The sequence below is a fragment of the Streptomyces sp. NRRL S-31 genome (assembly GCF_000718775.1).
Classification (GTDB): domain Bacteria; phylum Actinomycetota; class Actinomycetes; order Streptomycetales; family Streptomycetaceae; genus Streptomyces.
Map to the genome: position 1 here is coordinate 16,979 of NZ_JOCB01000052.1, position 26,704 is coordinate 43,682.

The 26,704-nt window shown below is 74.1% G+C and carries 22 protein-coding genes; 7 read left to right on the top strand and 15 right to left on the bottom strand.

Annotated features, from left to right (window positions below):
* The first annotated feature begins 1,822 nt into the window (after positions 1 to 1,822).
* Positions 1,823 to 3,025, top strand: coding sequence for an amino acid deaminase/aldolase (locus IF37_RS0120770; protein WP_030744636.1), 1,203 nt, complete (start codon positions 1,823 to 1,825; stop codon positions 3,023 to 3,025).
* 70 nt (positions 3,026 to 3,095) lie between these two features.
* Here the strand turns inward: IF37_RS0120770 and IF37_RS0120775 are convergent, their stop codons facing one another.
* From IF37_RS0120775 to IF37_RS0120785, 3 genes are read right to left on the bottom strand one after another with little or no spacing between them, the layout of a single operon-like run.
* The gene (locus tag IF37_RS0120775) at positions 3,096 to 3,878 is read right to left on the bottom strand and encodes a 3-oxoacyl-ACP reductase (protein ID WP_030744638.1); all 783 of its coding nucleotides are present in this window, start codon (positions 3,876 to 3,878) and stop codon (positions 3,096 to 3,098) included.
* A complete protein-coding gene (locus IF37_RS0120780; RefSeq protein ID WP_030744640.1) occupies positions 3,875 to 5,248 on the bottom strand; it encodes an aldehyde dehydrogenase in 1,374 nt (457 codons plus the stop codon). The genes IF37_RS0120775 and IF37_RS0120780 overlap by 4 nt, the downstream gene beginning before the upstream one ends.
* A gap of 11 nt (positions 5,249 to 5,259) precedes the next feature.
* The gene (locus IF37_RS0120785) at positions 5,260 to 6,624 is read right to left on the bottom strand and encodes a glutamine synthetase family protein (protein WP_030744642.1); all 1,365 of its coding nucleotides are present in this window, start codon (positions 6,622 to 6,624) and stop codon (positions 5,260 to 5,262) included.
* 94 nt (positions 6,625 to 6,718) lie between these two features.
* Between IF37_RS0120785 and IF37_RS0120790 the strand changes: the two genes are divergently transcribed.
* A complete protein-coding gene (locus IF37_RS0120790; protein WP_030744644.1) occupies positions 6,719 to 7,471 on the top strand; it encodes a FadR/GntR family transcriptional regulator in 753 nt (250 codons plus the stop codon).
* 52 nt (positions 7,472 to 7,523) lie between these two features.
* Positions 7,524 to 8,210 (top strand): gamma-glutamyl-gamma-aminobutyrate hydrolase family protein, encoded by a 687-nt coding sequence (locus IF37_RS0120795; protein ID WP_030744647.1) that lies wholly within the window; start codon positions 7,524 to 7,526, stop codon positions 8,208 to 8,210.
* Positions 8,211 to 8,272: 62 nt separating this feature from the next.
* Here IF37_RS0120795 and IF37_RS0120800 read toward each other — a convergent pair whose 3' ends face one another.
* Positions 8,273 to 9,199 (bottom strand): LysR family transcriptional regulator, encoded by a 927-nt coding sequence (locus IF37_RS0120800; protein WP_030744649.1) that lies wholly within the window; start codon positions 9,197 to 9,199, stop codon positions 8,273 to 8,275.
* Positions 9,200 to 9,269: 70 nt separating this feature from the next.
* Between IF37_RS0120800 and IF37_RS0120805 the strand changes: the two genes are divergently transcribed.
* On the top strand, positions 9,270 to 10,427 hold the full coding sequence (locus IF37_RS0120805) for a TDT family transporter (protein WP_030744651.1): 1,158 nt from the start codon (positions 9,270 to 9,272) through the stop codon (positions 10,425 to 10,427).
* Here the strand turns inward: IF37_RS0120805 and IF37_RS0120810 are convergent.
* The 4 genes from IF37_RS0120810 to IF37_RS0120825 all read right to left on the bottom strand — a co-directional run bounded on the left by IF37_RS0120810 (position 10,339) and on the right by IF37_RS0120825 (position 14,939).
* Positions 10,339 to 11,073, bottom strand: coding sequence for a helical backbone metal receptor (locus tag IF37_RS0120810; RefSeq protein ID WP_106981815.1), 735 nt, complete (start codon positions 11,071 to 11,073; stop codon positions 10,339 to 10,341). The genes IF37_RS0120805 and IF37_RS0120810 overlap by 89 nt on opposite strands.
* A gap of 26 nt (positions 11,074 to 11,099) precedes the next feature.
* Positions 11,100 to 11,672 (bottom strand): helix-turn-helix domain-containing protein, encoded by a 573-nt coding sequence (locus IF37_RS0120815; RefSeq protein WP_030744658.1) that lies wholly within the window; start codon positions 11,670 to 11,672, stop codon positions 11,100 to 11,102.
* 383 nt (positions 11,673 to 12,055) lie between these two features.
* A complete protein-coding gene (locus IF37_RS0120820) occupies positions 12,056 to 13,870 on the bottom strand; it encodes an ABC transporter permease/substrate binding protein (RefSeq protein WP_030744660.1) in 1,815 nt (604 codons plus the stop codon).
* The gene (locus IF37_RS0120825) at positions 13,863 to 14,939 is read right to left on the bottom strand and encodes a glycine betaine/L-proline ABC transporter ATP-binding protein (RefSeq protein ID WP_030744662.1); all 1,077 of its coding nucleotides are present in this window, start codon (positions 14,937 to 14,939) and stop codon (positions 13,863 to 13,865) included. The genes IF37_RS0120820 and IF37_RS0120825 overlap by 8 nt, the downstream gene beginning before the upstream one ends.
* Positions 14,940 to 15,156: 217 nt before the next feature.
* Here IF37_RS0120825 and IF37_RS0120830 point away from each other — a divergent pair, with 217 nt between their 5' ends.
* Positions 15,157 to 16,077 carry a 5'-3' exonuclease gene (locus IF37_RS0120830; protein ID WP_037856833.1) on the top strand — a complete coding sequence of 307 codons (921 nt, stop codon included), beginning with the start codon at positions 15,157 to 15,159 and terminating at the stop codon, positions 16,075 to 16,077.
* Positions 16,078 to 16,197: 120 nt separating this feature from the next.
* Positions 16,198 to 17,046: a siderophore-interacting protein gene (locus IF37_RS0120835; protein ID WP_030744667.1), complete on the top strand. Its 849-nt coding sequence runs from the start codon at positions 16,198 to 16,200 to the stop codon at positions 17,044 to 17,046.
* Between the two features lie 58 nt (positions 17,047 to 17,104).
* Here IF37_RS0120835 and IF37_RS0120840 read toward each other — a convergent pair whose 3' ends face one another.
* Positions 17,105 to 17,707: a GNAT family N-acetyltransferase gene (locus IF37_RS0120840; protein ID WP_030744669.1), complete on the bottom strand. Its 603-nt coding sequence runs from the start codon at positions 17,705 to 17,707 to the stop codon at positions 17,105 to 17,107.
* A gap of 87 nt (positions 17,708 to 17,794) precedes the next feature.
* Here IF37_RS0120840 and IF37_RS0120850 point away from each other — a divergent pair, with 87 nt between their 5' ends.
* Positions 17,795 to 18,763: an RluA family pseudouridine synthase gene (locus IF37_RS0120850; RefSeq protein ID WP_030744670.1), complete on the top strand. Its 969-nt coding sequence runs from the start codon at positions 17,795 to 17,797 to the stop codon at positions 18,761 to 18,763.
* A gap of 56 nt (positions 18,764 to 18,819) precedes the next feature.
* Here IF37_RS0120850 and IF37_RS0120855 read toward each other — a convergent pair whose 3' ends face one another.
* The 6 genes from IF37_RS0120855 to IF37_RS0120880 all read right to left on the bottom strand — a co-directional run bounded on the left by IF37_RS0120855 (position 18,820) and on the right by IF37_RS0120880 (position 26,657).
* A complete protein-coding gene (locus tag IF37_RS0120855) occupies positions 18,820 to 20,301 on the bottom strand; it encodes a cytochrome P450 (RefSeq protein WP_030744671.1) in 1,482 nt (493 codons plus the stop codon).
* A 43-nt stretch (positions 20,302 to 20,344) separates the two neighbouring features.
* On the bottom strand, positions 20,345 to 20,965 hold the full coding sequence (locus tag IF37_RS0120860; protein WP_030744672.1) for an ATP/GTP-binding protein: 621 nt from the start codon (positions 20,963 to 20,965) through the stop codon (positions 20,345 to 20,347).
* Positions 20,946 to 21,356 carry a DUF742 domain-containing protein gene (locus IF37_RS0120865; RefSeq protein WP_030744673.1) on the bottom strand — a complete coding sequence of 137 codons (411 nt, stop codon included), beginning with the start codon at positions 21,354 to 21,356 and terminating at the stop codon, positions 20,946 to 20,948. Before IF37_RS0120865 ends, IF37_RS0120860 begins: the two co-directional genes overlap by 20 nt.
* Positions 21,353 to 21,757: a roadblock/LC7 domain-containing protein gene (locus tag IF37_RS0120870; RefSeq protein ID WP_030744675.1), complete on the bottom strand. Its 405-nt coding sequence runs from the start codon at positions 21,755 to 21,757 to the stop codon at positions 21,353 to 21,355. The genes IF37_RS0120865 and IF37_RS0120870 overlap by 4 nt, the downstream gene beginning before the upstream one ends.
* Positions 21,754 to 23,436 carry a sensor histidine kinase KdpD gene (locus IF37_RS0120875; RefSeq protein WP_173456937.1) on the bottom strand — a complete coding sequence of 561 codons (1,683 nt, stop codon included), beginning with the start codon at positions 23,434 to 23,436 and terminating at the stop codon, positions 21,754 to 21,756. Before IF37_RS0120875 ends, IF37_RS0120870 begins: the two co-directional genes overlap by 4 nt.
* A gap of 368 nt (positions 23,437 to 23,804) precedes the next feature.
* Positions 23,805 to 26,657 carry an RNA helicase gene (locus tag IF37_RS0120880; protein ID WP_030744677.1) on the bottom strand — a complete coding sequence of 951 codons (2,853 nt, stop codon included), beginning with the start codon at positions 26,655 to 26,657 and terminating at the stop codon, positions 23,805 to 23,807.
* Positions 26,658 to 26,704: the final 47 nt, after the last annotated feature.

Here is a 26,704-nt window from a genome sequence, read left to right on the forward strand (position 1 = left end):
CACGGAGGCGCCGAGCGGCTCGGCGGAGACCGGGGCACCGGGCCGGTGGGCGGGGGCGGGGGCGCCCAGCGGCTGGGCCGGGCTCTGGGCACCGGACGGTCCGGCGGGGACGGGGTCTCCGACGGCCTGGCCGGGAACCAAGTCGCCGAGGGGCCGGGCGGGAGCGGAGCCGCCCGGGGGGCCGTCGGCTCCGGACGCGCTGACCGAGCTGCCGCGGGCCGAGGCACCGCGTCGCCCGTCGGCGGCGGAGGCACCCGGCGACCCGTCGACACCGGACGCACCCGGCGACCGGCCGGGAACAGGCTCACCGGACCGACCGGGCGCCGAGGTGCCACGGGGCCGGTCGGCGGCGGAGGCACCCGGCGACCCGTCGACACCGGACGCACCCGGAGACCGGCCGGGAACAGGCTCACCGGACCGGCCGGGGACCGAGGCACCGCGTCGCCCGTCGGCGGCGGAGGCACCCGGAGACCCGTCGGCGGCGGAGGCACCCGGCGCACCCGGAGACCGGCCGGGAACAGGCTCACCGGACCGACCGGGCGCCGAGGTGCCACGGGGCCGGTCGGCGGCGGGGGCCGGAGGGACCGGACGGAGCCGGGCCGTCGTCTCCGAGGAGGTCTCGGCCGGGGCGCCGGGCCGACGGGACGCCGCGCCCGGGCGGAGCCGGGCGGTCGTCTCGGCCGGCTCCTCGGTCCGGACGTCCTCGCGGGGCTGTTCCCCACCGGACCACGGCCGGGCCGTCGGCGCGGGCGGAGCCTCCGCCGGACCACTTCGCCGGGGCGGCCCGCCACCGGGCCGCAACCGGGCCGTGGTGTCGGACGCCGTGACGTCGGACCCCGTGGTGGCGGACGGAGCCTCCGCGGGAGCACCCCGCCGAGCCGGGTCGTCACCGGACGGCAGCCGGGCCCCCGTCCCCGGGGCCGTCCGGGAGCCGGTCCCCGGGGCCGTCCGGGAGGCCGGCTCGCTCCGGGGTGCCGTCCGGTCGGCACCGGCGCCGGTCCGCCCGGCGGGAGCCGTGGAGCCGGCGGCCGTGCGCCGGGCCGGCCCCGTACTCGGCGGCGCGTCGGGGAAACGGGCCGAGGCGGGGGGCGGGGGCGGGCTCACGGGCTCGGTGACCTCGGGCACGACCGAGGGGCGCGGGCCATGGGCGCCCGCGACCGGACCGGCCGGCGGTCGCGCGCCGCGCGGGGTGAAGACGGACGGCTCGTCGTCGAGGGGGTCGGCCGGGCCGGGGAACGCAGCGGGCTCAGACGGTCGCCGGGCCGGCACCGCCGGTCCCGCGCCCGCCGACACGGACCCCGCGCCGCCGCCGGCGGGCCGGGGGACGCCGGAGTACCCGGCACCACCGGACGACCGGGCGGCGTCGGCCGCCCCGCCGCCGGAGCCGGACGGCCGGACGGCCCCGACCGGCCCACCGGGACCGGACGCCCCGGAGACATCGGCAGGCACACCCGGACCAGTCGGTCCGTCGGGGCGGGCCGAAGGGACGGGCGGGGTGGGGGGCTGAGACGAAGGGCGGGGCGGGACGGGGGCGTGCCGCGCTTCCGTGCTCATGCACCCCCCGTTTCCTCGTGCCCGGGCCGCTCCACGTACGCGGGCCGTCCTGCTGCTCGGCCGCGCCCGGTGCGGAAGCCTTCCGGGCACGCATACCCGTACGTCCGGACCGGCATCCCGGTTCAGGTGCAGCGCGGGTGGGGTCCGCCGTACGTGCGCGTCACTCTACGGGTTGTCGGGGGCACGGACGGAACCGGTCCACGCGCCCGGGGCATCTGCCCGGAACGTCCCCCTACCCTGCGGTAATCCTGTCTGGCAGGCTTCCGCCATGACTGCGCCTGCCGCCGACCGGGCCCGTTACGACCGGGCCACCGCCCATCTCGACGCCCCCCTCGCGATCGTGGACCTGGCCGCCTTCGACGCCAACGCGGCCGACCTGGTGCGCCGCGCCGGCGGCAAGCCGGTCCGGGTCGCCAGCAAGTCGGTGCGCTGCCGCGCCCTGTTGGAACGGGTGCTGGCCAAGGACGGTTTCCAGGGCGTCATGTCGTTCACCCTGGCCGAGTCGCTGTGGCTCGCGCGGTCGGGGTTCGAGGACGTGCTGCTGGCCTACCCCTCGGCCGACCGGGCCGGGTTCGCGGAGCTGGCCGCCGATCCCAAGCTCGCCGGAGCGGTCACGGTGATGATCGACGACCCTGCGCACCTGGATCTGATCGACGCCGCCCGGGACGGTGGGCGCGAACGGGTGCGCGTCTGCCTGGAGTTGGACACCTCGCTGCGGCTGCTGGGCGGCCGGGTGCGGGTCGGCGCCCGGCGCTCGCCGCTGCACTCCCCCGCCCAACTCGCCGACCTGGCGCGGACGGTGGCCAGGCGGCCGGGCTTCCGGCTGGTGGGGATCATGGCCTACGAGGGGCATGTCGCCGGTGTCGGGGACGCGGTCGCCGGCCGGCCCCTGCGGTCCCGTGCGGTCCGGCTGATGCAGACCGCCGCCCGCCGGGAGCTGGCCGGGCGGCGGGCCGCGGTGGTCCGGGCGGTGCGGGCCGTCGTCCCGGACCTGGAGTTCGTGAACGGCGGCGGCACCGGCAGCGTGCAGCACACGGCCGCCGAGGACGCCGTGACCGAGATAGCGGCCGGTTCGGGGTTGTACGTGCCGCGCCTGTTCGACAACTACACCTCCTTCACCGGCCGTCCGGCCGCCCTCTTCGCCCAGCCGGTGGTGCGGCGGCCCGGCGTGGGCGTGGTCACCGTGCTCGGCGGCGGCTACCCGGCCTCCGGCGTGGCCGGCCCCGACCGGCTGCCGGTGCCGTATCTGCCGCCGGGGCTGCGGTACGACCCGCAGGAGGGGCCCGGGGAGGTGCAGACCCCGCTGCTGGGCTCGCCCGCCGACGACCTGCTCATCGGCGACAAGGTGTGGTTCCGGCACGCCAAGGCGGGCGAGCTGTGCGAGCGGTTCGAGGCGCTGCACCTGGTCGAGGGGGGCACGGTGACGGCCACCGTGCCCACCTACCGGGGCGAGGGGCACACCTTCCTCTGAGCCCGCTCCCTGAGCCCGCCCCCTCCCCCGTGGTCGAGCGGTCCCGGCCGGTCCGAGCTTTCCGGCCGGCCTACAGCGGCGTGACGTACGCGCCCGCGATGCCGCCGTCCACCAGGAAGTCGGTGGCGTTGACGAACGAGGAGTCGTCGCTGGCCAGGAAGGCGACGGCGGCGGCGATCTCCTCGGCCGCGGCGAACCGGCCGAGGGGGATGTGCACCAGGCGGCGGGCGGCCCGCTCGGGGTCCTTGGCGAACAGCTCCCGCAGGAGCGGGGTGTCGACCGGGCCGGGGCACAGGGCGTTGACCCGGATGCCCTCCCGCGCGAACTGCACGCCCAGTTCGCGGGACATGGCGAGGACACCGCCCTTGGAGGCCGTGTACGAGATCTGCGAGGTGGCCGCACCCATCCTCGCCACGAAGGACGCCGTGTTGATGATGGAGCCCTTGCCCTGGCGGCGCATGTAGGGCAGGGCGGCCTTGCAGCACAGGTAGACGGAGGTGAGGTTGACCTCCTGGACGCGCCGCCACGCCTCCAGGCCGGTCTCCAGGATGGAGTCGTCGTCGGGCGGGGAGATGCCGGCGTTGTTGAAGGCGACGTCGACGCTGCCGTAGGTGTCGTACGCGGTCTTGAACAGCGCCTCGACCTGCTCGGGGTCGGTGACGTCGGTCCTGGCGAAGATCCCGCCGGCCTCGTCGGCGGCGGCCTTGCCGCGGGTCTCGTCGACGTCCGCGCAGACGACGTGGGCGCCCTCGGAGGCGAGCCGGCGGACGGTGGCGAGGCCGATGCCGCTGGCGGCGCCGGTCACCACGGCGGTACGGCCGACCAGGCGGCGGCAGACACTGTTGTCGGTCACTGTGCGGGGCCCTCCGTGCTGATGAAGACGTTCTTGGTCTCGGTGAAGGCGGTCAGGGCGTCGGGGCCGAGTTCCCGGCCGAGCCCGGACTGCTTGAAGCCGCCGAACGGGGTCCAGTAGCGGACGCTGGAGTGCGAGTTGACGGACAGGTTGCCCGCGCGGACGCCCTGCGCGACGCGGAGGGCGCGGCCCACGTCCCGGGTCCAGAGGGAGCCGGAGAGGCCGTAGGGGGTGCCGTTGGCGAGGCGGATCGCGTCCTGCTCGTCGGTGAAGGGCAGCAGGACGGCGACCGGGCCGAAGATCTCCTCGGTGGCCGCCGCGCCGTCGTGCCGCTCCCCGGTGAGGACGGTCGGCGGGAACCAGAAGCCGGGTCCGTCGGGCGCGCTGCCGCGCAGGGCGGGGGCGCCCTCGGGGACGTAGGCCCGTACGCGGTCCCGTTGCCGCGCCGAGATCAGCGGGCCCATCTGGGTCTTCTCGTCGGCGGGGTCGCCCACGACCACGGCGGCCAGCGCGTCGGCGAGGAGGTCCCGGGCCTCCTCGAACACCGTCTCCTGGACCAGGACGCGGGTGCGGGCGCAGCAGTCCTGGCCGGAGTTGTCGAGGAAGGAGAAGGGGTCGAGGGCGGCCTTGAGGTCGGCGTCGGCGAAGACGACGTTGGGGCTCTTGCCGCCGAGTTCCAGGGTGACCGGTTTGACCAGGCGGGCGCAGCGTTCCATGACCTCGCGGCCGGTGCGGGTGGAGCCGGTGAACACGATCTTGGCGACGTCCGGGTGGTCCACCAGGGCGCGTCCGGCGGTGGCGCCGTGGCCGGGCACGACCTGGAAGAGGTGCTCGGGCAGGCCCGCCTCCAGGGCGAGTTCGGCGAGGCGGAGCGAGGTGAGCGGGGTGGTCTCGGCGGGTTTGAGGACGACCGCGTTGCCCGCGGCGAGCGCCGGGAAGGAGCTCCAGGCGGCGATGGGCATCGGGAAGTTCCAGGGGGAGATCACGCCGATCACGCCCAGGGGTTCCTGGAAGGTGACGTCCCAGCCGCCGGGCGCGGGGATCTGCCGGCCGAGGAGGCGTTCGGCGCCGCCGGCCGCGTAGAGGAGCAGGTCGCGGGCGTTGCCCGCCTCCCAGCGGGCGTTGCCGATGGTGTGGCCGGCCTCGCGGACCTCCAGCCGGGCGAGTTCCCCGGTGTGGGCGTCGACCACGTCGGCGAAGCGGCGGAGCAGGCGGGCCCGGTCGGCGGGCGCGGCGGCGGCCCAGGTCCGCTGGGCCCGTACGGCCCGTGCGACGGCGGCGGCGACGTCCTCCGCACTCGCGGCGGGGACGGTGGCGACGAGTTGCTCGGTGGCGGGGTTGAGTACGCGGAGTTCGTGCGGGTCGGTCAAGGGGTGGCCTTTCACAGGCGTTCGAAGGAGCGGCGCAGCTCCCAGTCGGTGACCGCGGCGTCGAAGGCGGCCAGTTCGACGCGTGCCATGTTGCGGTAGTGCGCGACGACCTCGTCGCCGAAGGCGGCCCGGGCGATCGGGCTGTCCTCCCAGAGTCCGGCGGCCTCCCGGAGGGTGGTCGGGACGTGGGCGAAACCGGCGGTGTAGGCGTTGCCGGGGCAGGGGTCGGGGAGTTCGAGTCCCCGTTCGACGCCGTACAGGCCGGCCGCGATCAGGCCCGCCACCGCCAGGTAGGGGTTGACGTCCCCGCCGGGGAGGCGGTTCTCGAAGCGCAGGGAGCGGCCGTGTCCGACGACGCGCAGGGCGCAGGTGCGGTTGTCGTGGCCCCAGGCGACGGCGGTGGGCGCGAAGGAGCCGGGCTGGAACCGCTTGTAGGAGTTGATGTTGGGGGCGTAGAGGAGGGAGAAGTCACGGAGGGCGGCGAGCTGTCCGGCGAGGAAGTGCCGCATGACCTCGGACATGCCGCCTTCCCGGTGGTCCGCCATGGCGTTGGTGCCGTCGGCGCCGGCGAGCGAGAGGTGGATGTGGCAGGAGTTGCCCTCGCGTTCGTTGTACTTGGCCATGAAGGTGATCGAGACGCCCTCCTGAGCGGCGATCTCCTTGGCTCCGGTCTTGTACAGGGCGTGCTGGTCGCAGGTGACGAGGGCCTCGTCGTAGCGGAAGGCGATCTCGTGCTGGCCGGGGTTGCACTCGCCCTTGGCGGACTCGACGGTGAGGCCGGCGCCGGCCATCTCGTTGCGCAGCCGGCGCAGCAGGGGCTCGATGCGGCCGGTGCCGAGGATGGAGTAGTCGACGTTGTACTGGTTGGCGGGGGTCAGACCGCGGTAGTTCGCGTCCCAGGCCCGTTCGTAGCTGTCCTTGAAGACGATGAACTCCAGCTCGGTGCCGACCTGGGCGGTGTAGCCGAGTGCGGCGAGCCGGTCGAGCTGGCGGCGCAGGATCTGGCGGGGCGCGGCGGCGACCGGGGAGCCGTCGCCCCAGGCGAGGTCGGCGATGAGCAGGGCGGTGCCGGGGTGCCAGGGGACGCGGCGCAGGGTGGACGGGTCCGGGCGCAGGGCGAAGTCGCCGTAGCCGCGGTCCCAGGAGGACATCGCGTAGCCGTCGACGGTGTTCATCTCGGTGTCGACGGCGAGAAGGTAGTTGCAGCCCTCGGTGCCGTGGTGCAGCACCTCGTCGAGGAAGAAGCGGGCGGCGAACCGCTTGCCCTGGAGCCGCCCTTGCATGTCGGGGAAGGCCAGGACGACAGTGTCGATCTCACCGCTCGCGACGAGGGCGTGCAGTTCCTCGGCGCTGAGCGGGGGTGTGCGGTCTGCCACGGGTGAGCCTCCTCGGGCGCATCGCGCTGCTTCGGCCGGGCCGGGAGCCATAAGGTATTGCGGAGAACCATTGCTTGGGAAGGGATCACGGAGGATGTCGCGGGACGCGGGTGCGGAGGGGCTCCGCGAGCGGTCGGGAGCCGACCGGCTCACTGCGGTGCTGCGGCCGGTGCGGGCGGGCAACGGCTTCGAGGAGGCGCTGGAGCAGATCCTCCAGGTCGTCCGGCTGGGCCTGGTGCCGGCCGGCGGGCGGCTGCCGGCCGAGCGGGAGCTGGCGGAGCGGCTGGGGATCAGCCGGGTGACGCTGCGCGAGGTGCTGAGGGTGCTCCAGGACCAGGGGCTGGTGGAGGCGCGGCGCGGACGGTACGGCGGAACGTTTGTGCTGTCCCGTCCGGACGCGGGCGGCGAGGACGAGCTGCGGCGCCGGATCGCCGAGGTCGACATCGAGGACGTGCTGCGTTTCCGCGAGGTGCTGGAGGTGGGCGCGGCCGGGCTGTGCGCGGCGCACGGGCTGGCCGAGGAGCGGGCGGCGCGGTTGCGCCGGGCGCTGGAGCGCACGTACGAGGTCCCGCCGGCGGAGTACCGGCGGGCCGACACGCTGCTGCACCTGACGCTGGCCGAGCTGTGCGGCTCGCCGTCGCTGACCGCGCGGTACGCGGCGGTCCGGGCGACGGTCAACGACCTGCTGGACTGCATCCCGCTGCTGGTGCGCAACCTGGAGCACTCGCAGCGGCAGCACACCGCGCTGGTGGAGGCGGTGCTGGACGGGGACGCGGACGGGGCACGGGAGATGATGCGCGAGCACTGCGCGGGCACGGCGGCCCTGTTGCGGGGTTTCCTGGCCTGAGCCGGATGCGCAAAGGTGTGGGGCACGACCTTTTGACGCTCGGGAGGGCAGCATGACCGCACGGCCGCTGATCGGTGTGAGCACCTATCTGGAGTCCGGGGCGCGCTGGGGCGTGTGGGAGCTGGAGGCGGCGCTGCTGCCGGCCGCGTATCCCCGGCTGGTGCAGCGGGCCGGGGGGCTCACGGCGATGCTGCCGCCGGACGCGCCGGAGCGTGCGGCGGCCACGGTGGCCCGGATCGACGGGCTGGTCATCGCGGGCGGCCCGGACGTCGACCCGGCCCGGTACGGCGCCGAGTGCTCCCCGCTCACCGGCCCGCTCGCCCCGGAGCGGGACGCCTGGGAACTGGCGCTGGTCGAGGCGGCTCTGGCGGCGGGTGTGCCGCTGCTCGGCATCTGCCGGGGCATGCAGCTGCTGAACGTCGCCCTGGGCGGCACCCTGGTCCAGCACCTGGACGGACACGCGGAGGTGGTCGGCGTGTTCGGCAGGCATCCGGTGAAGCCGGTGCCGGGCACGCTGTACGGCGGCCTCGTCCCGGAGGAGGTGACCGTGGCGACGTACCACCACCAGGCCGTGGAGCGGCTCGGCGAGGGGCTGGTGCCGTCGGCCTACGCGGCGGACGGCACCGTGGAGGCCGTGGAGCTGCCGGCGGACCGGGGCTGGGTGCTGGGGGTGCAGTGGCACCCGGAGCGGGACGAGGACCCGCGCGTCATGCGCGCCCTGGTCGAAGCCGCCTCCTGAGCCTGATCCGCCCCACACCGGCCCGCCGCACGGGTCCGCGCCCCTCCCGGGCGTCCTCCCCGTCAGCCGCGGGTCAGTGACAGCAGTTCCCTGGCCGGACCCGTCGGGCGGTGGCCCGTCGGCCAGACCGCTCGCAGCGCCCGGCGCAGGGAGACGCCCTCCACCGGGATGCCGACCAGGCGCCGCAGGGCCAGCTCCTCGCCCACCACCAGTTCGCTGAGGACCGAGGGGCCCGCGCCGGAGACCGCGGACGCCTTCACCGCCGTCGTGGAGGACAGCTCGATCAGCGGCCGGGCCAGGCCGCCGAGCGCCGCGTCCAGCACCTGGCGGGTGCCGGAGCCGCGTTCCCGCAGGATCAGCGGGGTCGACGCCAGCTCCGCCGCCGTCAGGGGCCGTCGGCGGCGGGCCCAGGGGTGACCGGGTGCGGTGACCACGATCAGCCGGTCGTGGGCGATGACCGCGGAGTCCAGACCGGTGGGCACGGTCAGGCCCTCGACGAAGCCGAGGTCCGCCTCGCCGGCCAGCAGCAGTTCCGCGACCTTCGCCGAGTTGCCGGCGAGCAGCGAGACGGCCGTGTCGGGCCGCTCGGCGTGCAGCGCCAGGAGCCAGCCGGGCAGCAGGTACTCGGCGATGGTCATGCTCGCCGCGACCCGGAGCCGGGAGTCCCGCCGGTCCCGCAGCGCCCGCGCGCCCGCGTCGAAGGCCGCCGCCGCCTCCACCACCCGGCGCGCCCAGTCCGTGACCAGGGCGCCCGCGTCGGTGAGCCGGGAGCCGCGCGGTGAGCGGTCGACGAGGGCCACGCCCAGCTGCCGCTCCATGGAGCGCAGCCGGCTGCTGGCGGCCGGCTGGGTGATGCCCACCTCGCGCGCCGCCGCGCCCAGGCTGCCCAGCCGCGCCACCGCGAGCAGCAGTTCCAGCGCGCCCAGGTCCGGCACCCGGTGCGCCAGTGATCCGGTGCGTCCGTGCTGGGGTCCCTCGGCCACGCTCATAAGACCAGCTTATGTCCTCATAGACGGGAACCGGCTGGTCAGGGACGACCGGCGGCAGGACCGTTGAGCCATGATCACCGCCGCCCCGCTCCCGCCCCCGTCCCGCGCCGGCCTGCTCCGTCAGCTCCGGCCGAACTGGTACGCCGCCGTCATGGGCACCGCGGTCCTCGCCTCGGCCGGCGTCGCGCTGCCCGCGCCGGGGAACGGGCCGCGCGGGGTCCTGGCGGCCGTCTGGGCGCTGTCCCTGCTGATGCTGCTGGTGCTGCTGACCGCCCGGGCCGCGCACTGGGCCCGCCACCGCGACCAGGCCCGCGCCCAGCTCCGGGACCCGGCGGTGGCCCCCTTCTACGGCTGTCTGGCGATGGCCCTGCTGGCGGTGGGCGGCGGCGCGCTGACGGCCGGCCGGGAGCTGATCGGCACCCGGGCGGCCGTCGCCCTGGACACCGTGCTGTTCACCGCCGGTACGGCGGCCGGGCTCGGGGCCGCCGTCGCGGTGCCGTACCTGTTGGCCGTACGGCACCGCGCCGAGCCCGCCGAGGCCACCCCGGTGTGGCTGCTGCCGCTGGTCGCGCCCATGGTGTCGGCCGCGCTCGGCCCGCTGCTGGTGCCGCACCTGCCGCCGGGGCAGCCCCGGGAGACCCTGCTGCTGGCGTGCTTCGCGCTGTTCGGGCTGAGCCTGCTGGCCGTGCTGCTGACGTTGCCGCTGGTCTTCGGCCGGCTGCTCACCGCCGGCCCGCTGCCGCTCGCCCTCACCCCGACCCTGTTCCTGGTCCTCGGCCCGCTGGGGCAGTCCGCCACGGCCGTCGGCGCGGTCGCGCACGCCGCCCCCGGGGTCGTGCCGGCCCCGTACGACCACGGTCTGCTCGTCCTGGCCGTGCTGTACGGGGTGCCGGTCATGGGCTTCGCCCTGCTGTGGCTGGCGTTCGCGACGGCGCACGTGGTGCGGGCCCGGCGGCGGGGCATGGGCTTCTCCCTGACGTGGTGGTCGTTCACCTTCCCGGTCGGCACCTGTGTCACGGGCGCGGCGACGCTCGCCCGGCACACCGGCCTCGCGGCGTACGACGCGCTGGCCGCCGTCCTGTACGGCGTCCTCGTCCTCGCCTGGCTCGCGGCGGCGGCCGGGACGGTACGCGGTCTGGTCAGCGGCGAGCTGCTCGCAGGGCCGCGGCCAGTACCCGCGGCGCTTCGGCCAGCGACGGGCCGTACCACGTCAGGTGCCGTCCGCTGACCAGCGCGCAGGGCAGCCCGGGGAACGCCTCGGGGCCGTCGTCGGCGGTGAACCGGTAGGGCTCGTCGGGCAGCACCACCAGGTCGGGGCGGGCCGCGCGCAGTTCGTCGAGCGGGACGCGGGGGTAGCGCTCGGGGTGGGCGGCGTACAGGTGGTCCACCCCGAGGCGGGCCAGGACGTCGCCCGCGAAGGTGTCCCGGCCGAGGACCATCCAGGGGCGGCGCCAGACCGGTACCACCGCCCGGACCCGCCGGGCCGGCCGGGGCAGGGCCGTCCACACCGACTCGGCCCGTTCCAGCCAGCGCGGCCGTCCCGGCGCGCCGCACGCGGTGAGCACCCGGTCCAGTTCGGTGAGGGCCTGCGGGACGCCGCGCACCTCGGTGACCAGCACCCGGAGCCCGGCCGCGCGGAGGGCGTCGAGGTCGGCGGGGCGGTTCTCCTCCTCGTTGGCGATCACCAGGTCGGGGGCGAGGGAGACGATCCGGTCCGGGTCCGGGTTCTTCGTCCCGCCGATCCGGGTGACGTCCAGCCCCGCCGGCCGGACGCACCAGTCGGTGGCGCCGACGAGGACGCCGGGCAGGGTCACCGCGACGGCCTCGGTGAGGGAGGGGACCAGGGAGACGACCCGCGGCACGCCGTCCGTCACACCCGTCGTCACCTCCCGCCCCGCGCTCAGCGCGACCGGTCCTGGACCGCCTCGATGTGCTCGGCGACGGCCACCACGATGACCCGGGTGTCCGGGACCGTCGCCCGCCAGCGGTGCCGGACCCCGCCGGTCAGGTACAGGGTGTCACCGCGGCCGAGGCGGTAGGCGCGGCCCTCCGCCTCGATCTCCACCGCGCCGTCGGCGACGTACATCAGCTCGTCGTTGCGGTGCTGGAACTCGCGGCGGGCGTCGTGGTCGCCGGTGAACTCGGAGGCGTGCAGCTGGTGGTGGCCGCGGACCAGCGGACGGGTGCGCGGGTCGAAGTCGTCCTCGGGGAGCGGCTCGGCGCGGACGACGTCCACGCTGGCCGCCGGGTCGGCGGCGGCGAGGAGTTCGACGGCCGTCGTGCGCAGCGCGTCGGCCAGCTTCTCCAGGGAGGTGCGGCTCGGGCGGGCCCGGTCGTTCTCGACCTGGCTGAGGAAGGGCACCGACAGGCCGGTGCGCTCGGCCACGACCGCGAGGGTCAGCTCCAGCGCGCGGCGGCGCCGCCGGACGGCCGCGCCCACCCGCACGGGCTGCTGCTCTTTGTGGTCGCCCATCGCTCCGGCTCCCTCCCTCGCTCGTCGTACCGCTGTCCGGGTGCCCACGTGCGGGCGGCCCTCTTCTGATGACTTCTCTGCACCCTACGCATGTTCGGCAAACCGTTTCACGCGGGTGTCACATCCCCGTCACCCCCGTGATCGCCGACCTCCACTGTTCGCGCCAGGGTGCGGGGCCCGGGGCCGGCCGCGGGACCGGGCGCCCGGGCGGACGAAGACGCCGACCAGCCGGGCCGGGTGCCCGGCCGCGCACCCGGATTCACCACGGGCGGTGATTGGCCTGATCTGTGCGCAGGCGGTACGCCACGGGGGGCGGGCGGCACCGGACGCGCGTCGGCGTCCGGCGGCACCCGCCCCCCGGGAGGCGGTCCGGGCCGGTCAGGTCACCCGGCCGCCTGGCTCATGGCGCCGTCCCCGGCGACGGGGGCCCACTTGTCGAGCAGCCCCGGGTGTTCCCGCAGCCAGCCGCGGACGGCGTCCTGCTCCCCGCCCTTGCCGGCCTTCTGGATCCGCGCCTCCAGGCTCGTCAGCTGCTCCTCGGTCATGGAGAAGTCCCGCAGCCACCGGCCGACCCGCGGGTTGTCGGCGGCGAAGCCCTTGCGCGCCAGGGTGTGCACGCCGTCGCCCTCGCCCCAGGCGCCCTCGGGGTCCTTCAGCTTCTTCAGACCGTAGTCGCTGTAGGCCCAGTGCGGGGACCACAGGGTGACGACGACCGGCTGCCTGCGGCCGTAGGCGCGCTTCAGCTCGGCGAGCATGGCGGGTGTGGAGCCGTCGACGACGTCGTACGTGCCCGCCAGGCCGTACTCCTTCAGCACCTTCTTCTTCAGCAGGCTCATCATGCCCGCGCTGGGCTCGATGCCGATGATCTTCCCGGAGAACTCGGAGGCGTGGTCCTTGAGGTCCGCCAGGGAGTTCACGTCCTTGACATAGGAGGGGACGGTCAGCTCCAGGGAGGTGGGGCCGTACCACTTGCCGAGGTCTTCCAGCCGCTCGCCGTACTTCGCCCAGTACTCGGCGTGGGTGGTGGGCAGCCAGGAGTCGGTCTGGAAGTCGAGCTGGCCGGTGGCGAGGCCGGTGTATAGGGGACCGGCCGCGTACTGGGTGGTGGTCACCTCGAAGCCGCGCTCCTGGAGGATCTCCTTCCAGAGGAACGTGGAGGCGATGCCCTCGTCCCAGGGGATGTACCCGATCCTGATCTCCTTGCCCTTGCCGACGTCGGTGCCGGAGGCCTCGGAGGTGCCGGCGGACGGGCCGAAGAGGCCGATCCCGCCCGCGACGAGGGCGAGGACGACGACACCGGCGAGGGCGACGGCCGGGCGCGGACGGTACGACCACGCGCGCGTGCGCTCCTTCGCGGCGGCCCTGCGGCCCAGCGGGGAGAGCTGGGCGCCGAGCGCGCCGGTGACGCGGTCCAGGTAGACGGCGAGGACGACGATGCCGACGCCCGCCTCGAAGCCGTAGCCGATGTCGACCTGGCCGATGGCCTGGTTCACGGCGCCGCCGAGGCCGCCGGTGCCGACCATGCCGGCGATGACCACCATGGACAGGCCCAGCATGATCACCTGGTTGACGCCGGCCATGATGGTCGGCAGGGCGAGCGGCAGCTGGACCCGCCACAGGATGGCGCGCGGGGTGGTGCCGAACGCCTCGGCGGCCTCGACCAGCTCGGCGTCGACCTGGCGGATGCCCAGCTCGGTCATGCGGACGCCGGGGGCGAGCGCGAAGATCAGGGTGGCGACGACACCGGGGGCGGTGCCGAGGCCGAAGAACAGCATGGCCGGGATCAGCAGGACCATCGACGGCATGGTCTGGAGCAGGTCCAGGACGGGGCGCACGATCGCGCTGACCGCCTGCGAGCGGGCCGCCCGGATGCCCAGCGGGACGGAGATCACCAGGGCGATCACGGTCGCCACGAGCACCAGGGCGAGCGTGGACATGGCCTGGTCCCACAGGTCCAGTGAGTCCACGAGGGCGAACCCGGCGAAGGCGAGCACGCCGGCGGGCAGTCCGCGCAGCCACCAGGCGACGACGGCGAGGATGCCCGCCATCAGCAGCGGCTGGGGGGCGGCGAGCACCGCGTCGATGCCGTCGTACATGCCCTCCATGACCGCCTTGACGGCGTCGAACAGCCAGGAGAGGTGGCCGACCAGCCAGTCGACGCCGGAGTCGACCCAGTCGCCGAGGTGGATCCTAGGCACGGCCGATCACCTTCCCGTCCGGGTGGTCGCAGGCCACGGGAGCGGCCGGCTCGTCGCCGAGGAAGCCGACCAGCCGCTGCCTGGGCACGACACCGACGACCCGGTTCGCCTCGTCCACGACGCTGACGCGGTGCGTCAGCCGGGCGCTGATCGCGCACAGTTCGGTGAACGGCGTCCCGGGCGTCGCGGTCTCGCAGCCGCACAGCGGGGCGTCACCGTTGACCGAGGTGTCCATCAGGGCGCCCGCCGTCAGCACGCGGGAGCGGTCGACGTCCTGGACGAAGGAGGCCACGTAGTCGCCCTCGGGGCGCAGCAGGATGTCCTCGGCGGTGCCGGTCTGGACGATGCGCCCGTCGCGCATGACGGCGATGCGGTCGCCGAGCCGCATCGCCTCGTTGAGGTCGTGGGTGATGAAGACGATGGTCTTCCGCAGCGTCTTCTGGAGCTCCAGCAGCTGGTCCTGCATGTCCCGGCGGATCAGCGGGTCCAGGGCGCTGAAGGACTCGTCCATCAGCAGCAGGTCGGCGTCGGTGGCGAGGGCGCGGGCGAGGCCGACGCGCTGCTGCATGCCGCCGGACAGCTCGTCGGGCCAGGACTCCTCCCAGCCGGCCAGGCCGCACAGGGCGAGCGCCTCGTCGGCGCGGCGCTCGCGCTCGGCGCGGGGCACGCCCTGCACTTCCAGGCCGTAGGCGGCGTTGTCGCGGACGCTGCGGTGCGGGAAGAGCGCGAAGTGCTGGAAGACCATGCTGATCTTCTTCGAGCGCAGCTCGCGCAGCGCCCGGTCGTCGAGGGCGGTCAGGTCCCGCCCGTCGAAGCGCACGCTGCCCGCGGTGGGCTCCAGCAGCCCGTTGAGCATGCGCAGCAGGGTGGACTTGCCGGAGCCCGACAGCCCCATGACGACGAAGATCTCGCCCGCCTCGACGCGGAAGGAGGCGTCGATCACGGCGGCCGTCGTGCCGTCGGCGCGCAGCTCCGTGCGGTCGGCGCCCTTCCGCAGCCGCTCCACCGCCTCGTCCGGTCTTCTTCCGAACACCTTGTACAGATGCTCTGCCTCAAGCCTGGGTGACACGCGCACCTCTCGTCTTCGGGGACAGGACAGAGGCCGCGCCTCCCCAGGTCGGACCTGGGCAAACGCGCGAGTGGCCGGACTCACGGCGATGCGCAGCACGCAACGCGTTCCGGACACGCACACCATGCGTTCCGGACACGCGCACGGCGGGTGCCGGGCGGCACGCGACGGCCTTGGGGGGCGGTCCGCTGTCGGTGCCGTACGGCATGATGCGAGCGTGACCGGACGACTGATGCTCCTCGACACCGCCTCGCTGTACTTCCGCGCCTACTTCGGCGTCCCGGACTCCGTGAAGGCGCCGGACGGCACGCCCGTCAACGCGGTGCGCGGGCTGCTGGACTTCATCGACCGGCTGGTCAAGGACCACCGGCCGGAGCACCTGGTGGCCTGTATGGACGCCGACTGGCGCCCGCGGTGGCGGGTGGACCTCATCCCGACCTACAAGGCGCACCGGGTGGCCGAGGAGCGCCCGGACGCGGCGGACCGGGAGGAGGTGCCGGACACCCTCGCCCCGCAGGTGCCGGTGATCGAGGACGTGCTGGACGCGATCGGCATCGCGCGCGTCGGGGTGGCGGGGTTCGAGGCGGACGACGTGATCGGCACGTTCACGGCGCGGGCCGGCGGCCCGGTGGACATCGTCACCGGCGACCGCGATCTGTACCAGCTGGTGGACGACGAGCGGGGCGTCCGGGTGCTGTATCCGCTGAAGGGCGTCGGCACGCTCCAGCTCACCGACGAGGCGGTGCTGCGCGAGAAGTATGGCGTCGACGGGCGGGGGTACGCGGATCTGGCGCTGCTGCGCGGCGACCCGAGCGACGGCCTGCCGGGCGTGCCCGGCATCGGCGAGAAGACGGCCGCCAAGCTGCTCGCCGAGTTCGGCGATCTGGCCGGGATCGTGGCGGCGGCCGACGACCCGCGGGCGCGGCTCACGCCGTCGCAGCGCAAGCGGCTCACCGAGGCCCGGCCGTACCTGGCGGTGGCGCCGAAGGTGGTGCGGGTGGCCGGTGACGTGCCGCTGCCGGACGTCGGCACCGCCCTGCCGCGCGCCCCGCGCGATCCGGCGGCGCTGGAGGAGCTGGCGCGGCGGTGGGGTCTGGGCGGCTCGCTGGAGCGGCTGCTCGGCACGCTGGCGCGCTGACCCGGCCGGCGCCGAGCGGAATATTCCGGCAAAGGGCTTCCATCGGCGTCCCGGCAAGGGGGTGTTGACAGAGCGGGAGTGCTAACTTAGGTAAACCTAACCAACCCGCAGGAGGCCGTCATGGCAGAGCGCCCGGGACGAAAGCCGCGCAAGCCCCATACCGCTCAGGTGGTACGCACCGAACGGCTGACTCCGCACATGCAGCGTGTGGTGCTCGGCGGCCCGGGCCTCGCCGGATTCGCCGCGGACACCTGCACCGACCACTACGTGAAGCTGCTCTTCGGCGCCCTGGGCACCACCTACCCCGAGCCCTTCGACCTGGAGCGGATCCGCGCCGAGTTCCCGCGCGAGCAGTGGCCGGTCACCCGTACCTACACCGTGCGCGACTGGGACCCGGAGCGGCACGAGCTGACCCTGGACTTCGTGATCCACGGCGACGACGGCCTGGCCGGCCCGTGGGCCGCCCGGGCGCGGCCCGGCGAGACCGTGCGCTTCCTGGGCCCCGGCGGCGCCTACGCGCCCGACCCGGCGGCCGACTGGCATCTGCTCGCCGGTGACGAGAGCGCGCTGCCCGCGATCGCCCGGGCCCTGGAGACGCTGCCCGCCGGTGCCCGCGCGCACGCCTTCGTCGAGGTCTCCGGCCCCGAGGAGGAGCAGAAGATCGACGCCGGGGTGCGGGTGGTCTGGCTGCACCGCGGGGACCGCCCGGTCGGCGCGGCCCTGCTGGAGGCCGTGCGCGGGCTGGAGTTCCCGCCGGGCCGGCCGCATGTGTTCGTGCACGGCGAGGCGGGCTTCGTGAAGGAGCTGCGCCGGCTGCTGCGGGTCGAGCGGCAGATCCCGCGCGAGGACCTGTCGATCTCCGGCTACTGGCGCCAGGGCCACAACGAGGACGGCTGGCAGGCGTCCAAGCGGGAGTGGAACGCCCGGATCGAGGCCGAGCAGGAGGGCGGCGCGGCGGCCGCGGCCTGAACGGCCCGGGTGGCGGCACCCCCGGCGGTGCCGCCGTCCGCGCGACCCGCCCGGACCGTCACCGCGCGCCGGGTTCGGCCCGGTCGCCCCGGATGCGCGCGTGCAGGTGCATGTCGTGCCAGCCGTCCCGGTGCAGGTGCGCGCTGCGCTTGGTGCCCTCCAGGGCGAAGCCCGCCTTGCCCGCGACCCGGCAGGACGCCGGGTTGACGGTGGAGTGGAACAGTTCCAGGCGGTGGAAGCCGATCTCCTCGAAGGCCCAGCGGGACAGCGCGGAGGCGGCCCGGGCCGCGACGCCCCGGCCCCGGGACCGCGCCACCGTCCAGTACGCGACCTCGGCGACGCCCTCGCCGAGCAGCATCCGGCGCAGCGCCACCCGGCCGCGCAGCTCGTCTGTCCGCTCGTCCGCGACGGCCCACTGGGCCTCCTCCTCCCCCGCCCACGCCGCCCGCCAGAGCGTGATCCAGCCGGCTGCCTCCTCCTCGGAGTCACAGCTCCTGATGTGCCACTGGTGCATCGCGGGGTCCTGGAAGGCGGCGTGCACGGCCGGCGCGTCCTCGGCCCGCCAGGGACGCAGGACCAGGCCGTCACCGGCGGGGAGGACGGGCTGCGGGACACGGGCGAGGACGCCGGAGGTCAGCACCGGACTGGTGAGGTAGGGCATGGTCCGCATCCTGCCGGGTGCGGACCGCGCGGCGCACCGTTTCCCGGCCGCCGGCCGGGTGACCGCGCCCCCGTACCCTTGACCCCGATGAGTCGCCGTACACCGCCCCCGCCCGCCCCGCTCCCGCAACGCCACGGGGTGGATCCCGTACGGGTGCGGCTGCCCGTGGACGGGGCGTGGGCCACCGTGCGCGAGCACCTGGTGGAGCGGCTGACGGGGGCCGGGCCCGGGACGGTCGAGTCGATGTTCGCCGCGGGGCTGGTGGTCGGCGCGGACGGGCGGGCCGTACCGCCGGACGCGCCCTACCGGCCGGGGATGTTCGTCTGGTTCCACCGCGAGCTGCCCGCGGAGGTGCCGGTGCCGTTCCCGGTGCGGGTGGTGTACCGGGACGAGCACATCGTGGTGGCCGACAAGCCGCACTTCCTGGCCACCACCCCGCGCGGCACGCACATCGCCCAGACCGCGCTGGCCCGGCTCCGGCACGAGCTGGGCGTCCCGACGCTGACGGCGGCCCACCGGCTGGACCGGCTCACCGCCGGACTGGTGCTGTTCACGGTACGGCCGGAGGAACGCGGCGCGTACCAGACGCTGTTCCGGGACCGGCGGGTGCGCAAGGAGTACGAGGCCGTCGCGCCGTACGATCCCGCGCTCGCCCTGCCCCGGACCGTGCGCAGCAGGATCGTGAAGGAGCGCGGGGTGCCGGCCGCCCGGGAGGTCGCGGGCGAGCCGAACGCCGAGACCCGGGTGGAGGCGGCCGGGCACCGGGCCGGACTGGGCCGGTACCGGCTCGTCCCGGCGACCGGCCAGACCCACCAGCTGCGCGTGCACCTGACCGCGCTGGGCGTGCCCATCCTCGGCGATCCGCTGTACCCGGAGGTGACCGCCCCGGTCCCGCCCGGCGACTTCCGGCGCCCCCTGCAACTGCTCGCCCGCCGCCTGGCCTTCACGGACCCGGTCACCGGCGTGGAGCACACGTTCACCAGCACCCGCCGGCTGCTCGCCTGGACGTCGTACGCCGACTGGGCCGACGGGCCCGGAGCGGAACCGGCCGGCTGAGCCCGCCGCCGAGGACGGCCGGCCCCACCGGTGCCCGCAGCGAGCCGTCCGAGGGGTCAGTCGCCGCGCCACCAGCGCAGTACCCGCTGCCACACGCCCTGGGGGCGGGGTGGTTCCGGGGCCGGCGGGACCGGCCGCGGGGCGGGGACCGGCTGGGGCGGCTGGGGCCGGGTGGCCGGGGCCGGGTCGCTGCTCAGGGTGCCGACCTGCCAGTTGGAGCGCTGCGGCGGGACGGGCAGGGCGCGCGGCGGCAGATCGACGTCCTGCTGCGGCTTCGGTTCGAAACGCACCGGCAGGGCCACCAGGTGCCGGGAGGCGATGGACGACCGCCAGCGCAGGTCCTCCTCGGCGCAGTCGAGCCGGATGTCGGACAGCCGGGTGAGCAGCGCGTCGACGCCGACGTCGGCGATGGCGCGGCCGATGTCCTGGCCGGGGCACTCGTGCGGGCCGCCGCCGAAGGCGAGATGGGAGCGGTTGCCCTGCATGCTCGCCGACGGATCGGGCCGTACCCGCGGGTCGACGTTGCCCGGGGCGGGCGCGAACAGCAGCCCGTCGCCCTTGGCGATGCGCCGGCCGCCCAGCTCGGTGTCCTGCTTGGCGAAGTAGCCGAAGACCGTGCTGAACGGCGGTTCGTCCCACAGGGACTGCTCGATCGCCTCCGGCACCGTCATCTGGCCGCCGTTGAGCTGGGCCCGGAAGCCCGGCTCGGTGAGGACCATGCGCAGCGCGTTGGCGAGGAGGTTGGCGGTGGCCTCGTAGGCCGCGAAGAGGACGAGCCGCAGGTGTTCGCGGACCTCGTCGTCGCTGAGCCCGGCCGGGTGGGCGACGAGGTGGCTGGTGAAGTCGTCCTCGGGCCGGGCCCGCCGCCGGGCGGTGAGCCGGCTGAGCGCGTCCATGACGTACCGATGGCTCTGGATGGCGGTCTCGGTGCCCTTGAGCGCGTCCCGCGCGGCCTGCACCATCCGGTCGTCGTACTCCTCGGGCATGCCGAGGACCTCGCACATCACGGCCATCGGCAGGTGCTCGGCGAACTGGCGGACCAGGTCGGCCCGGCCCCGCTCGCAGAAGCCGTTGACCAGGGCCTGGGTGTGCCGTCCGATGTGCCGGCGGACGCTGCGGTGGTCGATGGTGGCCATGGCCGCGGTGACCGCGTCCCGCAGCCGCTCGTGCTCGTCGCCCTCGGCGTGGGAGCAGATGGGCTGCCAGGCGATGTGCGGCATCAGCGGGTGGTCGGGCTTGACCATGCCCTCCTTGAGCGGGGTCCAGATCCGGCTGTCCCGGGTGTACTGCGAGGGGCTGCGCACCAGTTGCAGGTTCTCGGCGTGCCCGAGCACCACCCACATCGGTACGTCGTCGTGGAGCAGCACGGGCGCCACGGGGCCGTGCTCCTCGCGCAGGCGGTCGTAGAGGTCGTCGAGGTCCTCGGCCTCGGGGCCGTAGAGCCGGTGCGGTCCTGCGGGGCCGAGGCTGTGGGCCGGACAGCCCGGCGGCGGGGAGGCGGGGCCGGTGCCGGTCAGGGAGGGGGTTTCAGACGTCACGGTGTCGCTCCGGAACGGATGGGAGGGGGCGGTCGGCGGCGGATCAGGTGAGGGCGCCGGACAGGGCGACCGAGTGCAGGAAGCGCACGAGGGTCAGCAGCACGTCCTTGCTGGAGGCCCGGCGGCGCACGTCGCACTCGACGATCGGGACGTCCGGGGGCAGGTCCAGGGCGGTGCGCAGTTCCTCGACCGGGTAATGGGGGGCGTCCGGGAAGGAGTTGACGGCGACGACGAAGGGCACGCCGCGTTCCTCCAGCCGGCCCATGACGTCGAAGCTGACCTCCAGGCGCCGGGTGTCGACCAGGACGACCGCGCCGAGGGCGCCTTCGAACAGGCCGTTCCACAGGAACCAGAAGCGCTCCTGGCCGGGTGTGCCGAAGAGGTAGAGCACCAGTTCGCCGGTGATGCTGATGCGGCCGAAGTCCATGGCCACGGTGGTGGCCGTCTTGGACTCGGAACCGTAGTCGTCGTCCACGCCGATCCCGGCCTGCGTCATGGTCTCCTCGGTGGTCAGCGGCCTGATCTCGCTGACGGAGCCGACCATGGTGGTCTTGCCGACGCCGAAGCCGCCCACGATCACGATCTTCGCCGCCGCCTGGGCGGTGTGCGGCAGATGGTCCTCGGAGCGGGGGCCGGGGAGCGCGTCAGAGCCGTTGAAGTCCATGCATCACCGCTTCGAGGAGGGAACGGTCGGGTACCGCCTGGCGGACGATCGGGGCGCGCGTCCGCACCAGCTCCGCCGTGATCAGCTCGGTGATCAGTACGGTCATCGCGCTGAACGGCAGTCGGAGATAGGCCGAGAGCTCCGCCATGGACAGCGGGGCCGTGCACAGCCGGAGCACGGCCGCCGCCTCCGGTGAGGCGGACACCGGGGGCGCGGAGCGCGCCACGACCAGGGTCACCAGGTCGAGGTCCGCGCGCCCGCCGTCCACCGGTCCGGCGATCGTGTAGAGCCGTTCGGGGTTCCCCGGTCTGCCCTCGCCGCCCGCCGGTTTCGCCGGAGGCGGGGGCGGCTGCTGGCGGGGCGGGCGCCGTCTGCGTCGGGGGGGTGTCATACGGCCTGCCCGTTCCGCCGGGGCGGAGTGGTGAGGTGGGAGCCGATCCGGACGACGAGGTCGCGCATCATGCCGCTCATCCGGCCGGGTTCGCAGGTCACGTCGGCGAGGACGGCGAGGTAGGCGTTGGCGCCGGCGTTCATGAGGTAGAAGTAGCCGCCCTCGATCTCGAAGACCACGAGCTTCATGTCGCCGGCGCCCGGCAGTTCCTGGATGATGGCGCCGGCCAGGCTCTGCACGCCCGCGCAGGCGGCGGCCACCCGGTCGGCGGCGTCGGGGTCGCCGCCGTAGCGGGCGATGCGCAGTCCGTCCGCGGAGAGGACCACGATCATCTCGATGCCCGGGACGCCGTCGTTCAGCTGCTTGAGCAGCCAGTCCAGGTTGCCTCGCTGCTGGATCACTTGAGGTCCCCCTCGTCGTCGGCCTCGATGGCGCCCTCGGTGGCGGCCTGCGCGTATTCGGCCGGATCTTTGAGCAGATGCAGGTACTTGGTGGGGTTTCGGGTGAAGTCGGTGAGTTCCGGGCCGGTGGCGTCCGGGGGCATGCCCTCCCGCAGGCCCTTCCAGAAGGCTTCGATCCCCGAGCCGATCGGCCGGTCCATGAGCTTCCTGCGCTCGGGGTCGATCTCGGGCTCGGGCTCCGGTTCCGACCTGGTCTGGGACCAGATGGTGGGCCTGCCCTCGCGCTCAGCGCGCTCGATGGCGGCCTGTTCGGCGATCCGTTGCGCGAGCGGGGTCTTCACCCGGCTGCGGCGCTGCGGCAGACCGCCCGCGGTCCACTCGGTGACCTCCGGGACGTCGTCCTCCAGGGAGATCCCGGCGGGGATCTTGGGGCTGGTGGGACGGCGCTTCTTGGGCGGGCGCTTCGGCCCCTCGACGGCGCCGAGTTCCGGTTTGGGGATACCGGTGGCGCCGATGCCGTGCGCGGCGCCGACGCCGGGCTCGGTGGTCGTCATGACGCGCGGCACGACGAGGATCGCGCGGACACCGCCGTAGGCGGAGGAACGCAGCGAGACCTCCATGTCGAACTGCTTGCAGAGCCGGCCCACGACGGCCAGGCCGAGCCGCGGGTTCTCCCCGAGGTTGTCCGCGTCGTCGAGGTTGCGGGCGTCCTCGATCGCCTTCTCGATGCGGTTGCGGGACTCCTCGCTGAGGCTGACGCCCGCGTCCTCGATCTCGATGACGATGCCGGACTGCACCTCGGTGGCGGTGACGTGCACCTTGGTCGTCGGCGGCGAGTAGCGGGTGGCGTTGTCGAGGAGTTCGGCGGCGGCGTGCAGGACCGGTTCGACCGCGGTGCCCTTGATGTTGATGTTGACGATGGAGCTCAGCTCGATGCGGCGGTACTCCAGGATGCGGGACATCGCCCCGCGCAGCGTGCTGTAGAGGGAGACCGGCAGGGGCCACTGGCGGCCGGGGCGGCCGCCGCCGAGGACGGAGATGGTGTCGGCGAGGCGGCCGATCAGCGAGGTGCCGTGGTCGATGCGGAGCAGGTCGTCGAAGACCTCGGGGTTGCGCCCGTGGTCCTCCTCCATCTCGCGGAGTTCCTTGGCCTGCTGGTGGACGATGGCCTGGACGCGGCGGGCGACGCTCACGAAGGAGCGCTCGGTGGCGTCGCGCATCGAGATCTCGCGGTCCGCGCCGCTCAGCGCGGTGCGCACCAGTTCGCGGTAGCCGTCGGGCAGCCCGCCGAGTTCGGGGTCCTCGTCGAAGATGTAGCGGACGGTGTCCCGGAGCGCCTCGCCGCGGCGCAGCCGGAGGAATCCGATGGGCAGGACGTCGTGGACGAAGCGGTCCATCAGATGGTGGTGCGTGGCGATCCGCTGTTCCAGGTCTGCGACCTGCCGCGCGTGTTCGGCCTGCGCCGCGCGGAGCCGGCGGCCGCGGCGGGCCGCCTCCCCGGCCGTGCCGACGACCAGGAGCAGGGCCAGTGCCCCGCACACGCCGACGGCCGAGCGGGCCGAGGACGGCACCAGGGCGACGGCGGCCCCGGCCGCGCCGGCCATCACTATGGCCGGCGGCAACAGCACGCGGGCATAGGACCGTTCACGACGGCCGGGAGGCTTCTGAACACTCACCATGGATGCCTTCTGGGACGAATCGGCTGGGTGTCGGGGGAGCTTGCGGGGGGAAGATTCATGGAACTGTCGGGATGTACTTCATATCCGGGAACATACGCACGAATTGCCTCAACCCGGTGCGCTTCGGGCGAGCTTAGTCCGACCGGATCATCGCCGTGTCATCTTCGGCAAGCGCCTGAAATCAGCCCCGCGACAGGAGTACGCTCAACACCTTTCGCACACTGCGCACCCGTTCGAACACACTCCGTAATGGCGTACGGGTGTGCGAAAGCCCTTCACCGTGCGGAGTGAAAAAAGGACCGGGGCCGCACCCGAACGGGCGCGACCCCGGTTGCCCCGACGACCGCCTCACGCGGTCCGACGACGGTTCAGCCGACGGACGAGTAGGCCACCACACCCCGCAGCAACTGGTCGACGGCCTTGCGCGCGGCCTTGGGGACGGTCGAGCCCTCCACGGGAGCCGCGGCGGAGATCTGCCCCAGCACGTCGATGACCTGCTTGCACCACCGCACGAAGTCGCCGGCCGGCATCTCCGCCTCGCGCAGCACCTCGTCCAGGCCCGTGCCGGAGGCCCACATGTAGGCGGCCCAGGCGAAGCCGAGGTCGGGCTCGCGCTGGCCGACGCCCTCGGTCTGGCTGATCCGGAAATCCTCCTCCAGGCCGTCCAGCCGGCCCCAGATCCGGACCATCTCACCGAGCGCGGCCTTGGCCTTGCCCGAGGGCAGCTTCGGCGCCATGGCGTCGTCACCGACCCGGGCCTCGAACACCAACGCGGAGACGCAGGCGGCCAGTTCGGCCGGGGACAGCCCCTCCCAGACCCGCTCGCGCAGACACTCGCTGGCCAGCAGGTCCAGTTCGCCGTAGAGCCGCGCCAGCCGCTTGCCGTGCTCGGTGACCTCGTCGCCCCGCAGGTAGTCCAGCTCGGTCAGCAGCGCCACGATCCGGTCGAAGGTGCGCGCGATGGTGTTGGTGCGGCCCTCGATGCGCCGCTCCAGCTGCGAGGTGTCGCGCAGCAGCCGGTGGTAGCGCTCGGCCCACCGGGCGTGGTCCTCGCGGTCGTCGCAGCCGTGGCAGGGATGGGCGCGGATCGCCGTACGCAGCCGCGCGATCTCGCGGTCGTCGGCGGCCTGCGAGCGCTTCTTGCGGGCCCGCTCCGGCGGGATGTGCCCGGCCTTGGTGCGCAGCGCGGAGGCGAGGTCCCGGCGGGACTGCGGCGAGCGCGGGTTGAAGGACTTCGGGATCCGCATCCGGTCCAGCGGCTCCACCGGCACCGGGAAGTCCATCGACGCCAGCCGCTTGACCTGCCGTTCGGCGGTGAGCACCAGCGGGCGCGGGCCGTCGTGGTGGTCGAAGCCGCGGTGGCCGTTGGAACGGCCGGCCGGCAGGCCCGGGTCCAGCACCAGGGCGAGGCCCGCGTACTTCCCCGTCGGCACGTGGATGACATCGCCCGGCTTGAGCTTCTCCAGGGCCACGGCCGCCTCGGCCCGCCGCTGGTTCGCGCCCTGCCGGACCAGTTCGGTCTCCCGGTCCTTCAGCTCCCGGCGCAGCCGCGCGTACTCCTCGAAGTCGCCGAGGTGGCAGGTCATGGAGGCCTTGTAGCCGGACAGGCCCTCCTCGTTGCGCTGCACCTGCCGGGAGATCCCGACGACCGACTTGTCGGCCTGGAACTGCGCGAAGGACGTCTCCAGCAGCTCGCGCGAGCGGTGCCGGCCGAACTGCTCGACCAGGTTGACCGCCATGTTGTACGACGGCTTGAAGCTGGAGCGCAGCGGATACGTGCGGGTGCCCGCGAGACCGGCGAGGTGCTCCGGGCTCATGGCGCGCTGCCACAGGACGACCGCGTGCCCCTCGACGTCGATGCCCCGGCGGCCCGCGCGGCCGGTCAGCTGGGTGTACTCGCCGGGCGTGATGTCGGCGTGCTGTTCGCCGTTCCACTTGACGAGCTTCTCCAGCACCACCGAGCGGGCGGGCATGTTGATGCCGAGCGCGAGGGTCTCGGTGGCGAACACGGCCTTGACCAGGCCGCGTACGAACAGTTCCTCCACGACCTCCTTGAACGTCGGCAGCATGCCCGCGTGGTGGGCGGCGATGCCCCGCTCCAGGCCCTCCAGCCACTCGTAGTAGCCGAGGACGTGCAGGTCCTCCGGCGGGATGGCGGCGGTGCGCTCCTCGACCAGGGCGCGGACCTGTTCGCGCGCCTCCTCGTCGTTGAGCCGCAGGCCCGCGTACAGGCACTGCTGCACGGCGGCCTCGCAGGCGGCCCGGCTGAAGATGAAGGTGATGGCGGGCAGCAGGCCCTCGGAGTCCAGGCGTTCGATGACCTCCGGGCGGCCCGGCGTCCACACGCGCGAACGCTGTCTGCGCTCCCGCTCCCGGTCGGCCTCGCGCATCGCCCGGCCGCGCCTGCGGTCCTGGTACGACGGCCGGGTGGCCTCCATCCGGGCCAGCCGGACCAGATCGGGGTTGACGGCCTTCTTGTGGCCCTCGCCCTCCTCGAACAGGTCGTACATCCGGCGCCCGGCGAGCACGTGCTGGAACAGCGGGACCGGCCGGTGCTCGGAGACGATCACCTCGGTGTCGCCCCGGACGGTGTCCAGCCAGTCGCCGAACTCCTCCGCGTTGGACACGGTGGCGGAGAGCGAGACCAGGGTCACCGACTCGGGCAGGTGGATGATCACCTCTTCCCAGACGGCGCCGCGGAAGCGGTCGGAGAGGTAGTGCACCTCGTCCATGACCACGTAGCCGAGGCCGAGCAGGGTCTGGGAGCCCGCGTACAGCATGTTCCGCAGCACCTCGGTGGTCATCACGACCACCGGGGCGTCGGAGTTCACGCTGTTGTCGCCGGTGAGCAGGCCGACTTTGTCCGCGCCGTACCGGCGGCACAGGTCGGCGTACTTCTGGTTCGACAGCGCCTTGATGGGCGTGGTGTAGAAGCACTTCTTGCCCTGCTGGAGGGCGAGGTGGACGGCGAACTCGCCCACGATCGTCTTGCCCGAGCCGGTGGGGGCGGCCACCAGCACGCCCTTCCCCGCTTCGAGCGCCTGGCAGGCCTCGATCTGGAAGGGGTCGAGGCCGAAGTCGTACATCTCGCGGAAGGAGGCGAGCGCGGTGGCCTGCTCGGCTGCCCGCCTCCGGGCTGCCGCATACCGCTCGGCCGGTGAGAGGTCCTCTGTCATCGTACTTTCGAGCGTACCGGGCGCCACTGACAACAGGACGATCATTATCCGGATCACCGGCCGCCCGACGGCATACGGATGCCCCCGTCCCG

Bases quoted from the DNA above. Each gene is read 5' to 3' on its own strand.
- IF37_RS0120770 (WP_030744636.1), top strand. From the start codon at position 1,823: ATGACTGCGCCTGCCGCCGACCGGGCCCGTTACGACCGGGCCACCGCC.
- IF37_RS0120790 (WP_030744644.1), top strand. From the start codon at position 6,719: ATGTCGCGGGACGCGGGTGCGGAGGGGCTCCGCGAGCGGTCGGGAGCC.
- IF37_RS0120795 (WP_030744647.1), top strand. From the start codon at position 7,524: ATGACCGCACGGCCGCTGATCGGTGTGAGCACCTATCTGGAGTCCGGG.
- IF37_RS0120800 (WP_030744649.1), bottom strand. From the start codon at position 9,199: ATGAGCGTGGCCGAGGGACCCCAGCACGGACGCACCGGATCACTGGCG.
- IF37_RS0120805 (WP_030744651.1), top strand. From the start codon at position 9,270: ATGATCACCGCCGCCCCGCTCCCGCCCCCGTCCCGCGCCGGCCTGCTC.
- IF37_RS0120815 (WP_030744658.1), bottom strand. From the start codon at position 11,672: ATGGGCGACCACAAAGAGCAGCAGCCCGTGCGGGTGGGCGCGGCCGTC.
- IF37_RS0120835 (WP_030744667.1), top strand. From the start codon at position 16,198: ATGGCAGAGCGCCCGGGACGAAAGCCGCGCAAGCCCCATACCGCTCAG.
- IF37_RS0120840 (WP_030744669.1), bottom strand. From the start codon at position 17,707: ATGCCCTACCTCACCAGTCCGGTGCTGACCTCCGGCGTCCTCGCCCGT.
- IF37_RS0120850 (WP_030744670.1), top strand. From the start codon at position 17,795: ATGAGTCGCCGTACACCGCCCCCGCCCGCCCCGCTCCCGCAACGCCAC.
- IF37_RS0120860 (WP_030744672.1), bottom strand. From the start codon at position 20,965: ATGGACTTCAACGGCTCTGACGCGCTCCCCGGCCCCCGCTCCGAGGAC.
- IF37_RS0120865 (WP_030744673.1), bottom strand. From the start codon at position 21,356: ATGACACCCCCCCGACGCAGACGGCGCCCGCCCCGCCAGCAGCCGCCC.
- IF37_RS0120875 (WP_173456937.1), bottom strand. From the start codon at position 23,436: ATGGTGAGTGTTCAGAAGCCTCCCGGCCGTCGTGAACGGTCCTATGCC.
- IF37_RS0120880 (WP_030744677.1), bottom strand. From the start codon at position 26,657: ATGATCGTCCTGTTGTCAGTGGCGCCCGGTACGCTCGAAAGTACGATG.